Source organism: Burkholderia sp. Ac-20365 (assembly GCF_017104715.1).
Taxonomy (GTDB): Bacteria; Pseudomonadota; Gammaproteobacteria; order Burkholderiales; family Burkholderiaceae; genus Paraburkholderia.
Genome location: NZ_JAAGPI010000078.1, coordinates 1 through 13,098 on the forward strand (window position 1 = coordinate 1; position 13,098 = coordinate 13,098).

Genomic DNA, 13,098 nt, shown 5'->3' on the forward strand with positions numbered 1-13,098 from the left:
TGGCGGCTGCACCCGCGCCGCTTTTCAACAATCCGCTCGTGTCGACGGAAAAGCTGATCATCGTCGGCGCGTCGACGGGCGGCACGGAAGCGATCCGCGAAGTGCTCGTGCCGCTGCCGCCCGATGCGCCAGCTGTGCTCATCGCGCAACACATGCCGCCCGGATTCACAAAATCTTTTGCACAACGCCTAAATGGTTTGTGCCGGATTACCGTTAAAGAGGCAGAGCACGGCGAACGCGTGCTGCCGGGTCATGCGTATATCGCGCCCGGCCACGCTCACCTGTTGCTTGCCCGTAGCGGTGCGAACTATATTGCGCATCTCTCAGACGACCCGCCTGTCAACCGGCATCGTCCGTCTGTCGATGTGCTGTTCCGCTCGGCGGCCCAGCATGCGGGGAAGAACGCCGTCGGCGTGATTCTTACCGGCATGGGTCGGGACGGCGCGGCGGGACTGCTGGACATGCGCAAAGCGGGCGCTTACACGCTCGCGCAGGACGAAGCGAGCTGCATCGTGTTCGGCATGCCGCGCGAGGCAATCGCGATGGGTGCGGCTGACGAAATCGCGTCGCTGTCGGAAATGAGCCGGCGCGTGATGGCACGTCTGGCAGCAATGGGTGATCGCGTTCAACGCGTATGATGCGAGCCTCGGCGCAAATTTAAGATAAGCCGTAGACCACCGCACATCTGGATTGGGGAAAAGGGAACAGGAAATGGATAAGGGAATGAAGATTCTGGTTGTGGATGACTTTCCGACGATGCGCCGGATCGTCCGCAATCTGCTGAAGGAACTGGGCTACTCGAACGTCGACGAAGCGGAAGACGGCGCGGCGGGTCTGGCGCGTCTGCGCAGCGGCGCGTACGAGTTCGTGATTTCCGACTGGAACATGCCGAACCTCGACGGTCTGGCGATGCTGAAGGAAATCCGCGCGGACGCAGCGCTGTCGCATCTGCCGGTGCTGATGGTGACGGCCGAGTCGAAGAAGGAAAACATCATTGCGGCGGCTCAGGCTGGCGCAAGCGGCTACGTGGTGAAGCCGTTCACGGCTGCGACGCTCGACGAGAAGCTCAACAAGATTCTCGAGAAGATGGCAAAAACCGGGAGCTGATGTGAACCCACCCATCAACGAGGAGGGCGCGCGGGACGACGGCGTCGACCTCGCGACCGACCGCATTCTTGCGCGCATCGGGCAGCTGACGCGCACGCTGCGCGACTCGATGCGCGAGCTGGGAATCGACAAGCACGTCGAGCGCGCGGCGGAAGCCGTGCCCGACGCGCGCGACCGCCTGAAGTACATCGCGACGATGACCGAGCAGGCGGCTGAGCGCGTGCTGTCGGCGATCGAGGTTGCCAAGCCGATGCAGGAGCAGTTGCAGCAGGACGCAGCGGAACTCGACGCGCGCTGGGAGCAGTGGTATGCGGCGCCTATCGAGCGCGAGGAAGTACGCGCGCTGATGAACGACACGCGGACATTCCTGCGCGGCGTGCCCGAGGTGACGACGGCGACCAATTCGCAGATGCTCGAGATCATGATGGCGCAGGACTTTCAGGATCTGACGGGGCAGGTGATCAAGAAGATCACGGACGTCGTGTATCTGATCGAGCAGCAGCTGCTTGGGGTGCTGATCGATAATATTGCCGCTGAGCGGCGGGAGCAGTTTGCGGCTACTGCTGCGGCGCTTGTTGCCGAAGCTGAGGCGCAGCATGAGGTGATGTCGCCTACTGGCAGTCCTGAGAGTCTGCTCAACGGGCCGCAGATTAATCCCGAAGGGAAGGCTGATGTTGTGCAGGATCAGGGGCAGGTTGATGATCTGCTAGCGAGTCTCGGGTTTTAGGTTTTTTGGTTTTTGGTTTTTGGTTTTGTCTTGCGACGCTGGGGTGGGTTGCTTCTGGTATCGCCGGCATCCGCGATATGACTTACCCCTTCACGCGTCGCCCCTGTGCGGGGCAGCACCTACTTTTCTTTGCCGCGGCAAAGAAAAGTAGGCAAAAGAAAGCCGCTGAACACCGCCAGTTCCTGTAATTGCCCACGGGCCCCCAACAGCCCCGTCCTGCCCGCGGCATCTCCCTTCTCGATGCCCGCTGCCAACGCTCTTATTGAGCGCCTCACCCGCTTCTCACTCCCGCGTCGCCACATGCGCGATCGCATCTCCCACGTTCTCTCGCGGCAAACTGTGTGTAGGCTTTCGCGGCTTAGGCGCTCCACTCCGGACTGAAAAACAAGGCGCGGCTCGAAAGCTCAATCGGTGTCGTAAGAGCGCTGAGGTGTGAAGCACTACGACCTACACACAGTTTGCCACCTGGGCGGCCTCAATCAATCGCTGCCGCTGGCTGCGCTACGGGTGATTGAAGTGGGTGAGGCGCCCGTTCGAAGCGCTGGCAACGGGCAGTGAAAAGCTGGACGCCGTGTGAAGCGGAGGAACTGTTGGGGGCCCTCAGGCGGTGGTCAAGCACGGGCGGTGTTAGCCCGCTTTCTTTGCTTACTTTCTTTGCGGCGGCAAAGAAAGTAAGTGCCGCCCCGCACAGGGGCAACGCTTGAAGCACGAAGGCATATCGCGGATGCCAGCGAAAGCGAAAGCGAAAGCACAAGCAAAACCACCCCAGCGTCGCAGACAGATAAACCAGAAAAACCCAAAAATCCAAACCAGACACAAACCACTGGCATACTACCCCCAAGGGAGACCGGCGACGCAACGCCGCAAAAAGCATATCGATGCGAGCACACAAGCCGTGCCATCGGCTCCCGAATCAACATGCCGGGCCCGCGGAATCGCGGGCATTGTCCGCTGTCGATTGTGGGAGGTCCATAACCATGTCGATCCGCTTCAGCCGTGCTGTGTTTGCTTCAGCGCTAGGTTTCTGCTGTTCACTGCCTGTCCTGTTCTTGCCGCTCCCCGCGAGCGCCGCGCTAGGCGGCAACCCGATGACGCCACCCAGCGGCGCCAACACCACCACGCGCACCGTCGCCCCCCAATCGTCGAATGGCATTGCCGTGATGCGCAGTGCATCCCAGGCTGCTTCCGGGGCGACCGCTTCTTCGTCTACATCCGCCACTTCGGCGTCGTACACCGTGAAGGAAACGACGCTTGGCAACGGCACCGTGATCCGCGAATACATCGCGTCCGACGGCAATGTGTTCGGCATCGCGTGGAACGGCCCGCAGATGCCTAACCTCTCCGAACTGCTCGGCAATTATTTCCCGCAATACGTCGCGGCCGTCACGAGCGCGCGTCAGGCACGCGGCGGCGGTCATGGGCCCGGCGTCATCCGCGACAGCGGACTCGTCGTGCTCTCGGGCGGCCATATGGGCGCGTTCTCCGGCCACGCGTATCTGCCGCAGGCGCTGCCCGCCGGCGTGAGCGGCACCGACATCCAGTGACGACGGGAGACCCATTATGCGATTTGCGTTGAAGCTAGAAGCATGCGTTCGCGTCGTGAAAGCCGTGCTCGCCGTGTCCGTCGTGTCGATGACGGCATTCGTCGCGGGCTGCGGCGGCGGAGGCGGGGATTCGTCCTCTTCGTCGAACAACAACAGCAGCAGCGGTCCCAACCAGCAGCCAATCGCCGCGAATGCCGCGAACACGGTAGCCGTGACGGTCGGGCGAGGCGTGGCGGGCATCATCAACATACCGACCGTGAGCGTGAAGGTATGCGCACCGAATTCGACGACGAACTGCATGACCGTCGATAACGTGCTGCTCGACACGGGCTCGTACGGCTTGCGTGTCGTCAATACGGCACTTGGATCGTTTGCCAGCCAGTTGCCCATGCAGACGGCGAGTCAGACGGGCGGCCAACTGGCCGAATGCACGCAGTTCGCCGACGGCTTCACATGGGGCACGACGCGCCGGGCAAACGTGCAGATCAGCGGTGAGGTGGCGACCAACATCCCGATCCAGGTAATCGGCGACCTGGCCGCTTCGACCGTTCCGAGCGGCTGCGTGAACGGCACCAACGAGAGCACGGCCGATGCGCTGGGCGCGAACGGCATCCTCGGGCTGGGCGTGGCGCCCGTCGATTGTGGCGTCGCCTGCTCGGTCCCGGCCAACGTCGCGCAGTTCAGCAACTATTACTCGTGTCCGGGCGGCACGAACTGCGTGCGCACGCTGGCGGAAACGACAAACCAGGTCGCCAACCCGATCCCGAACTTCCCCGTCGATAACAACGGCGTGATCGTGCAAATGGCGCCGATTTCGTCGAGTGGCGCGGCGACGGCGACCGGAACCGTCGTGTTCGGCATCGGCACGCAGTCGAACAACGGCAATACGGCCGGGGCAACCTATACGACCGATGCGTCCGGCGATTTCCCCGCTCGCGGCCAGTCGAATACGGTGTTCCTCGATTCGGGGTCGAACGGCTACTTCTTCCAGGACAGCACGCTGCCCCTGTGCGGCGGCAATCTGTCGGCGTTCTATTGCCCCACTTCGACTGTGCAGCGCACGGTGAACCTGACCGGCGCGAACGGCACCACCGGCTCGGTGTCGATCAGCATCGCCAACGCGCAGACGCTGCTGAGCAACGCCAGCAACTACGCGTTCAACAACCTCGCCGGACAGGTCGGCGGCCTGAACGGGTATGACCTCGGCTTACCGTTCTTCTACGGACGCTATGTCTATTACGGCATGGACAAGCGCGCATCGGGCGGCGCGACGCCCTTCGTAGCCTTCTGACACGACTGTCACTACCTCCGCAGCGCGGGCGACTCACTCCAGACGGGTCGCCCGCCCGCTGCGCGGCGCGCCCTGGCGCCGCCCCATCGCTCGAAATACCCCGGTTTCCCCGCCCTTATCCGTCAATCGCCGCTCGACATCTGCAGGAATAATCGCTCTGACTGAAAAAGGGCATGGTGCCCGATCAGCTGGAGAGCGCATTGGCAGAGGATAGCGACCTCGAAAAAACCGAATCAGCCACTCCCCAGCGCCTGCAGAAGGCGCGGGAGGAGGGGCAGGTTCCGCGCTCGCGGGAGCTGGCGACGGTCGCGCTCGTCTCGGCCGGTTTTTTCGGCGCGTGGGGCATGTCGGGGATGATCGGCGAGCATGTGCAGCGGATGCTGCGCATGGCGTTCACGTTCGATCACCAGCTGGCCGTCGATCCCAGACTGGCGCTCATCAGCGCCGGTGCGCAAGTGATGCAGGGCGCGTGGATGCTGCTGCCGCTGCTGCTCCTGATGGGGCTTGCCGCGCTGGTGGCGCCGATGGCGCTGGGCGGCTTTCTCCTGTCCGCGAAGTCGCTGGAGCCGAATTTCGGCCGGCTGAATCCCATTTCGGGCCTCGGCAAGATTTTCTCGATCAACGGCACGGTTCAGCTCGGCATGTCGCTGGCCAAGACGATCGTGGTCGGGCTGATCGGCGGGTTGTCGATCTGGCATCGCCGCGACGACATTCTCGCGCTCGCGACGCAGCCGCTGAGCGTCGCTTTGCCGAACGCCGCGCATCTGGTCGCCGTGTGCTGCGCGATGACGGTGGCGGGCATGCTCGTGATCGCCGGACTCGATGTGCCGTATCAGATCTGGAACTATCACAAGCGCTTGCGGATGACGAAGGAAGAAGTGAAGCGCGAGCATCGCGAGTCGGAAGGCGACCCGCAGATCAAGGCGCGCATCCGTGCGCAGCAGCGCGCGGTGGCGCGGCGCCGGATGATGGCGAGCGTGCCGAAGGCCGACGTGGTGGTGACCAACCCGACGCACTTCGCGGTCGCGCTGCAATACACGGATGGCGAAATGGGCGCGCCGAAGGTGGTCGCGAAGGGCGTGAACCTCGTGGCCGCGCGCATCCGCGAGCTGGCGACCGAGCACAACATTCCGCTGCTCGAAGCGCCGCCGCTCGCGCGTGCGCTCTATCACAACGTCGAATTGAATCGCGAGATTCCGGGCGCGCTGTACAGCGCCGTCGCGGAAGTGCTCGCATGGGTCTACCAGCTGCGCCGATTCAAGGAAGGCGGGGGCGACAAGCCAGTCCCGCCGACGGAACTCGAGGTTCCGCCCGAGCTCGACAAGGGCGGCATATCGGACGACGACGCAGAGCAGGAAGCCGCCGACACGCTCGGCGACGATAAATCAGGTAACGGAGTATCAGCATGAACGCCCGAGCGGGTTTCCTTTCACGACGGCCGGACGCGCTGAACGGCGCCAATCTCAAGGCACTGGCTGGGCCGCTGCTGGTCTGCATGATCCTCGGCATGATGATCCTGCCGTTGCCGCCGTTCCTGCTGGATCTGCTGTTCACATTCAACATCGCGCTGTCGGTGATGGTGCTGCTCGTCAGCATGTACACGATGAAGCCGCTTGACTTCGCGGCCTTCCCGAGCGTGCTGCTGTTCTCGACGCTGCTGCGGCTGTCGCTGAACGTGGCCTCCACGCGTATCGTGCTGCTCGAAGGCCACACGGGCCCGGGCGCGGCCGGCGCGGTGATCGAGGCGTTTGGCCACTTCCTCGTGGGCGGCAACTTCGCGGTCGGTATCGTCGTGTTCGTGATCCTGATGGTGATCAACTTCATGGTGATCACGAAGGGCGCGGGACGTATCGCGGAAGTCGGCGCGCGCTTCACGCTCGATGCGATGCCCGGCAAGCAGATGGCGATCGACGCCGACCTGAACGCCGGCATCATCAACGAAGACCAGGCCCGCAAGCGGCGGATGGAGATCGCGCAGGAATCCGAGTTCTACGGCGCGATGGACGGCGCGAGCAAGTTCGTGCGCGGCGATGCGATCGCCGGTTTGCTGATCATGGTGATCAACATCCTCGGCGGGCTGATCGTCGGCGTCGTGCAGCACGGCATGGAGTTCGCCGACGCAGGCAAGACGTACACGCTGCTGACCATCGGTGACGGCCTGGTTGCACAGATTCCGTCGCTGGTGATTTCGACGGCGGCGGGTGTGATCGTGTCGCGCGTCGCGACCAACGAAGACATCGGCACGCAGTTGACGGGCCAGCTGTTCACGAACCCGCGTGTGCTGACGATCACGGGCGCGATCCTCGTGCTGATGGGGCTGATTCCCGGCATGCCGCATTTCGCGTTTCTGCTGCTGGGCGGCGGCGCGATCCAGCTGGCGCGCGTGATGAAGAAGCGCGCGGCCACCAGCCGCTCGTCGACCGCGCTCGCCGAAGTCGCTCCGCAGGCGCTCGCGCCGTCGGAAGCTGCCGAAGCAAGCTGGGAAGACGTGACGATGATCGACGCGCTCGGTCTCGAAGTCGGTTATCGCCTGATTCCGCTGGTCGACAAGAACGCGGACGGCGAACTGCTCAAGCGCATCAAGAACATCCGCAAGAAGTTCGCGCAGGAAATCGGCTTCCTGCCGCCTGTCATTCATATCCGCGACAACCTGGAATTGCGGCCGAACGGTTACCGGATCGCCCTGAAGGGCGTCGAGGTGGGTGTTGGCGAGGCGTATCCGGGCCAGTGGCTCGCGATCAATCCGGGCCAGGTGACGGCCGCGCTGCCCGGCACGCCGACCACCGATCCGGCCTTCGGCCTGCCGGCGATCTGGATCGACACGAATCTGCGCGAGCAGGCGCAGGTGTATGGCTACACGGTGGTCGATTCGAGCACGGTGGTGGCCACGCATCTGAACCATCTGGTCGTCACGCACGCGGCCGAGTTGCTGGGACGTCAGGAAGTGCAGTCGCTGATCGAGCGGATGCAGAAGGATGCGGCGCCGCTCGTCGACGACGTGGTGCCGAAGATGATTCCTGTCGCGACCTTGCAGAAGGTGCTGCAGAACCTGCTGGAAGAAGGCGTGCCGATCCGCGACATGCGCACGATTCTGGAGGCGCTGTCGGAGCATGGCGGCAAGCTCACCGATCCGCACGATCTGACGGCGGCGGTGCGGATGTCGCTGGGCCGCGCGATTACGCAGCAATGGTTCCCGGGCAACGGCGACATTCAGGTCATGGGACTGGATGCGCATCTGGAGCGGCTGCTGACCCAGGCGCTGGGGACGGGGGCCAATCCGGGCCTCGAGCCTGGACTGGCGAACACGTTGCTGATGGAGACGCAAAAGGCGATGACGCGACAGCAGAATATGGGGCTGTCGCCGGTTATGTTGGTGCAGCATTCGCTGCGCGCGATGTTGGCTCGCTTTTTGCGCCGCAGTTTGCCGCAGCTTAAGGTTCTTTCTTATGCTGAAGTGCCGGATACGCGGCATGTGAGGGTTGTTAATGTGATTGGTGGGCAGGGGTAAGGTTTTGGTTTTGGTTTTGGTTTTGGTTTTGTCTTGCGACGCTGGTTCGGTTTGCTTGTGTTTTCGCTGGCATCCGCGATTTGCCTTCGTGCTTCACGCGTCGCCCCTGTGCGGGGCAGCACCTACTTTTCTTTGCCGCGGCAAAGAAAAGTAGGCAAAAGAAAGCCGCTGAACACCGCCAGTTCTTGACGTTTGCCCACGGGCCCCCAACTGCCCCGTCCCGTCCGCGGCATCTCCCTTCTCGATGCCCGCTGCCCACGCGTCGAATTGGCTCATCACCCGCTTCATACGCCTGCGTAGCCACATGCGCGATCGCATCTCCCGCGTTCTATAGCGGCAAACTGTGTGTAGGCTTTCGCGGCGTACGCACATCACTCCGGACTGAAAACCACCGGCTCGGCTCGAAAGCACGATCGGTGTCGTAGGAGCGCTGACGCGTGGAGCACTACGACCTACACACAGTTTGCCACCTGGGCGGCATCAACCATTCGCTGCCGCTGGCTGCGTTACGGGTGATTGAAGTGGGTGAGGCGCTCATTCAGAGTGTTGGCAACGGGCATTGCATGGCAGAACGCCGTGTGAAGTGGAGGGACTGTTGGGGGCCCTCAGGCGGAGGTCAAGAACGGGCGGTGTTAGCCCGCTTTCTTTGCTTACTTTCTTTGCGGCGGCAAAGAAAGTAAGTGCCGCCCCGCACAGGGGCAACGCCTGAAGCAGGCAAGACAAATCGCGGATGCCAGCGCAAAGCCCAAAAAAACCAAACCAGCGTCACGAGACTACCCAAAGCAGGCGCCACCCGCACAAGAGGCAACGCCTGAAGCACCAGTACCAAATCGCGGATGCCAGCAAAAACCCTACCTCACCCCGCGCAGCGACCACCTCTATCACCCGAATTACCCACATTTCCCCTTCTTTATTGCCCGATGGGCAATGGACCTCTCCCGCAATAATTCATCTCATCGGGAAACGGTAAACCGCCGGTCCGCGTAGCTCATCGGAGAACCAGCTTGAACATTCGCAAATTTGTCGGTGCAACGAGTCGTGACGCATTGCGTCTCGTCCGCGAAGCATTGGGTCCCGATGCGGTGGTCTTGTCGAACCGTACCAATGAAGACGGCAGCGTTGAAATCGTCGCCGTCGCCGACCGCGATCTGAGCGCCATCGCGCCCCGCAGCCCGGAAGCCGCAACCCCGAACGCAGCTGCACCCGGCGCGCGTCCGATGCTGCCCGCCGCATCCACCGCGCCCTCGATGCCCGTCAATCCGTATGCGAGCGGAATGCCCGACGTGTTCTCGTCGGTGTTCGGCGCCAGCCCCGAAGCCGGCACGGAACGCATGCCCGCCGCGAGCGAAGAAAAGGCCGAGCCGCAAGCCGCCGCCGCCAGCCAAAGCGCCGAAAACCCGGCAAGCGCTGCCCGCGCATCGGACGATGTGCGCGTCGACCTGCGCGCCGAAGCCCGCTCGGAACTGCGCAACGAAATGCCTGCCGCGCCCGCCGCTGCCAGCAAGCCCGCGCTGCCCGAAGCGCCGATGCGCCAGCGCACGATGGCCGAAACGAATCCGTGGCTGATCGATCATGCACGCCGCATCGCGGCGAAGGACGTGGTCCACGCAGCCAATCCGACGATGACGCCCGCCGCCGCGATGGCACGCGGCCTCGGCACGCCCGTCGATGCAGTCAACGAAGAAGCGAAGCCCGAGTGGGCGCGCGAAGCCGCGCAAGTCGCAGCACGCCGCGCCGCGCAGAAGAACAACATCACGCCGACGACGACGGAAGGCGCAGGCGACATCAACACGGCACGCGACGCACGCAAGGGCGCAGCCGCCGATATGTCGCCGAAGCAGGCCGCCGCGCTGTCGGAATCGATCAAGTCCCGCATCGAACAGATGGTCAACGAGACCGTGATGCAGGAACTGACCTCCATGCGCGGCATGATGGAAGAGCAGTTCGCGGGCCTCGTGTGGGCCGACCGCCAGCGTCGCAGCCCGACGCATGCCTCCTTGACGCGCCATCTGTTCGCCGCTGGTTTTTCGGCGCAACTCGTGAAGATGGTGATCGACAAGCTGCCCGAAGTCGAAGGGATGGACGAGGGCATGGAGTGGGTCAAGACGGTGCTCGAATCGAACGTGCCCGTTATGGAAAACGAAGACGCGCTGATGGAGCGCGGCGGCGTGTTCGCGCTGATGGGCCCGACGGGCGTCGGCAAGACCACGACCACCGCCAAGCTCGCCGCGCGCTGCGTGATGCGCTTCGGCGCAAGCAAGGTCGCGCTGCTCACCACCGACAGCTACCGGATCGGCGGTCATGAGCAACTGCGCATCTTCGGCAAGATTCTCGGTGTGTCGGTGCATGCAGTGAAGGACAGCGCCGACCTGCAACTCGCACTCTCCGAACTGCGTAACAAACATATCGTGCTGATCGACACGATCGGCATGAGCCAGCGCGACCGCCTGCTGTCGGATCAGATCTCGATGCTGTGCCGCGCCGGTCAGCCCGTGCAGCGCCTGCTGCTGCTGAACGCGACGAGCCACGGCGACACGCTGAACGAAGTCGTGCAGGCGTATCAGAACGCGCCGGACCAGCAGCCGCTGGCGGGCTGCATCCTGACCAAGCTCGATGAAGCAACCAATCTGGGCAGCGTGCTCGATACGGTGATCCGATACAAGCTGCCCGTGCACTACGTGTCGACCGGACAGAAGGTGCCGGAGAACCTGTACGTCGCGACGAAGAAATTTTTGATCAAGAGCGCCTTCTGCATTCCGCGCGAGAACTCGCCATTCGTCCCACAGGACGAGGACGTGCCGGCGCTGCTGTCGGCCCTGTCGGCCCGTTCGACCGCCGATCTGCACGAGGTTCGCTTTGGATAAATTCGTGCTGGACCAGGCAGAAGGACTGCGGCGTCTGCTCGCGCGTTCCGGCTCGCGGGTCGTGGCGGTGGCAGGCGGATCACATGGCGTAGGCGTGACGACGACGGTGGTGAACCTCGCCGCGGCGCTCGCCGAGCAGGGCAAGGACGTGCTCGTCATCGACGAAAGTCTCGGCGAGCGCTCGGTGAGCGCGATGCTGGGCGGCGTGCGCGGCGCGGGCAATTTCTCCGCGGTGATGCGCGGCGAGATGACGCTTGAGCAGGCTGCGGGCCGTCATGCGCTGGGCTTCGCGGTGCTCGCTGCATCGCGTGGCAATCGCGAGAGCTGCACGGCTGCGCAGATGAGCGCGGTGTTGAGCGGCCCGGCCGATGTCGTGCTGATCGACGCGCAACTCGACCGCGAAGGCTCGCTGTCGGCGCTCGCGATGCAGTCGCACGACGTGATGGTGGTGACGCGCGTCGCGGCGCAGGCGATCACCGATGCGTATGCGTGCATGAAGCGTTTGCACTTCGCGCATGCGATCGCGCAGTTCCGGGTGCTCGTCAATCACGTGCAGAGCGTGGCGGATGCGCATACCGCGTTTGAAAACCTGGCGGGCGTGGCGGGGCGTTATCTCGCTGTGTCGCTGGAAGATGCAGGCTGCGTCGCAGCCGATCCTTTGATGGTGCGAGCCATGGAGTTGTCGCGTTGTGTCGTCGATGCTTTCCCATCGGCACCTGCTGCGCGCGACTTCCGTCATATCGCAGCCGAACTGCAGTACTGGCCGATGCGGCCAGCGATTTCGTCACGGACGCATGGCGTGCCGCCGACGACCGTAACAGCGGCGCAATACGCCGATCAACCGTCAGCGCAGCACGCGTGAAGGCAAGGACAAGGGGAGCACGATGTACAACGCTCAAGGCAAAATTTCGCAATCCGAGGTTCTGACGAAGTACGCACCGCTGGTGCGCCGTCTCGGTTTGCAGCTCGTCGCGAAGATGCCGGCGAGCGTCGATCTCGACGATCTGATTCAGGCGGGCATGATTGGTCTGCTGGACGCGGCGAGCCGCTACAAGGAAGACCAGGGCGCGCAGTTCGAGACGTACGCGAGCCAGCGGATTCGCGGCGCGATGCTCGACGAGCTGCGCAGCAACGACTGGCTGCCGCGGAGCTTGCGGCGCACGTCGCGCGAGGTCGAGTCGGCGGTGCATCAGGTCGAGCAGTCGCTTGGGCGCTCGGCGAGCGAGACCGAGATTGCTGAGCATCTGAAGATGCCGCTCGATGAGTACCAGTCGATGCTGCAGGATCTGCATGGCAGTCAGCTGATCTATTACGAAGACTTTGATCGTTCTGCGGATGATGAGCCGTTTCTCGATCGTTACTGCGTCGATCATTCGGATCCCTTGTCCGCTCTGCTCGATGAGTCTTTGCGCGGCGCGCTGGTTGAGGCGATCGACCGGTTGCCTGAGCGGGAGAAGCTGCTGATGTCTCTCTACTATGAGCGTGGGTTGAATCTGCGCGAGATCGGCGCGGTGATGGAAGTCAGCGAGTCGCGGGTTTGCCAATTGCATTCGCAAGCTGTCGCCAGGCTTCGGACGAGGCTGCGTGAGCAGGCATGGGCGTCGGCTGAAACTAGTTAAACGGGTTTTTTGCCCTTGCGGGCGGCTTTCCTGGTTTTTTGTTCTGTTCTGAAGAGCTGATCTTTTTTAAGGTCGGCTCTTTTTGTTTTGGTTTCGCTTTCGCTGGCATCCGCGGAGGGTTTCGCTGGCATCCGCGGAGGGTTTCGCTGGCATCCGCGATATGCCTTCGTGCTTCAAGCGTTGCCCCTGTGCGGGGCGGCACTTACTTTCTTTGCCGCCGCAAAGAAAGTAAGCAAAGAAAGCGGGCTAACACCGCCCGTTCCTGACCTCCGCCTGAGGGCTCCCAACAGTTCCTCCGCTTCACACGGCGTTCTGCCATGCAATGCCCGTTGCCAGCGCCTTGAATGAGCGCCTCACCCGCGTCAATCACCCGTAGCGCAGCAAGCGGCAGCGAATGGTTGCGGCCGCCCAGGTGGCAAACTGTGTGTAGGTCGTAGT

The 13,098-nt window shown here is 63.2% G+C and carries 10 protein-coding genes; all 10 read left to right on the top strand.

Annotation, left to right across the window (positions count from 1 at the left end):
- A partial coding sequence (locus tag G3O01_RS44370) for a chemotaxis protein CheB (protein ID WP_277403090.1) occupies positions 1–638 on the top strand: 638 nt, incomplete at its 5' end.
- Positions 639–711: 73 nt separating this feature from the next.
- Positions 712–1,107: a chemotaxis response regulator CheY gene (gene cheY / locus G3O01_RS44375; RefSeq protein ID WP_205813833.1), complete on the top strand. Its 396-nt coding sequence runs from the start codon at positions 712–714 to the stop codon at positions 1,105–1,107.
- 1 nt (position 1,108) lies between these two features.
- Complete coding sequence (gene cheZ, locus G3O01_RS44380) at positions 1,109–1,834, top strand: protein phosphatase CheZ (protein WP_205813834.1); 726 nt, start codon at positions 1,109–1,111, stop codon at positions 1,832–1,834.
- A gap of 977 nt (positions 1,835–2,811) precedes the next feature.
- Positions 2,812–3,378, top strand: a complete 567-nt coding sequence (locus G3O01_RS44385) for a DUF2844 domain-containing protein (RefSeq protein WP_205813835.1) — start codon at positions 2,812–2,814, stop codon at positions 3,376–3,378.
- 16 nt (positions 3,379–3,394) lie between these two features.
- Entirely contained in the window at positions 3,395–4,669 is a 1,275-nt protein-coding gene (locus G3O01_RS44390) for a DUF3443 domain-containing protein (RefSeq protein WP_205813836.1), read from the top strand.
- Between the two features lie 200 nt (positions 4,670–4,869).
- Complete coding sequence (gene flhB, locus G3O01_RS44395; RefSeq protein ID WP_205813841.1) at positions 4,870–6,078, top strand: flagellar biosynthesis protein FlhB; 1,209 nt, start codon at positions 4,870–4,872, stop codon at positions 6,076–6,078.
- Positions 6,075–8,177: a flagellar biosynthesis protein FlhA gene (flhA, locus tag G3O01_RS44400; RefSeq protein WP_205813837.1), complete on the top strand. Its 2,103-nt coding sequence runs from the start codon at positions 6,075–6,077 to the stop codon at positions 8,175–8,177. Before flhB ends, flhA begins: the two co-directional genes overlap by 4 nt.
- A 1,004-nt stretch (positions 8,178–9,181) precedes the next feature.
- The gene (gene flhF / locus G3O01_RS44405) at positions 9,182–11,041 is read left to right on the top strand and encodes a flagellar biosynthesis protein FlhF (protein ID WP_205813838.1); all 1,860 of its coding nucleotides are present in this window, start codon (positions 9,182–9,184) and stop codon (positions 11,039–11,041) included.
- Positions 11,034–11,903 (top strand): AAA family ATPase, encoded by an 870-nt coding sequence (locus tag G3O01_RS44410; RefSeq protein ID WP_205813839.1) that lies wholly within the window; start codon positions 11,034–11,036, stop codon positions 11,901–11,903. Before flhF ends, G3O01_RS44410 begins: the two co-directional genes overlap by 8 nt.
- A 22-nt stretch (positions 11,904–11,925) precedes the next feature.
- Positions 11,926–12,660, top strand: a complete 735-nt coding sequence (locus G3O01_RS44415) for an RNA polymerase sigma factor FliA (RefSeq protein WP_205813840.1) — start codon at positions 11,926–11,928, stop codon at positions 12,658–12,660.
- Positions 12,661–13,098 lie beyond the last annotated feature (438 nt).

What these genes read in the sequence shown, in the direction of transcription:
- cheY (WP_205813833.1), top strand. Translation starts at nt 712, where the DNA reads ATGGATAAGGGAATGAAGATTCTGGTTGTGGATGACTTTCCGACGATG.
- G3O01_RS44385 (WP_205813835.1), top strand. Translation starts at nt 2,812, where the DNA reads ATGTCGATCCGCTTCAGCCGTGCTGTGTTTGCTTCAGCGCTAGGTTTC.
- G3O01_RS44390 (WP_205813836.1), top strand. Translation starts at nt 3,395, where the DNA reads ATGCGATTTGCGTTGAAGCTAGAAGCATGCGTTCGCGTCGTGAAAGCC.
- flhA (WP_205813837.1), top strand. Translation starts at nt 6,075, where the DNA reads ATGAACGCCCGAGCGGGTTTCCTTTCACGACGGCCGGACGCGCTGAAC.
- G3O01_RS44415 (WP_205813840.1), top strand. Translation starts at nt 11,926, where the DNA reads ATGTACAACGCTCAAGGCAAAATTTCGCAATCCGAGGTTCTGACGAAG.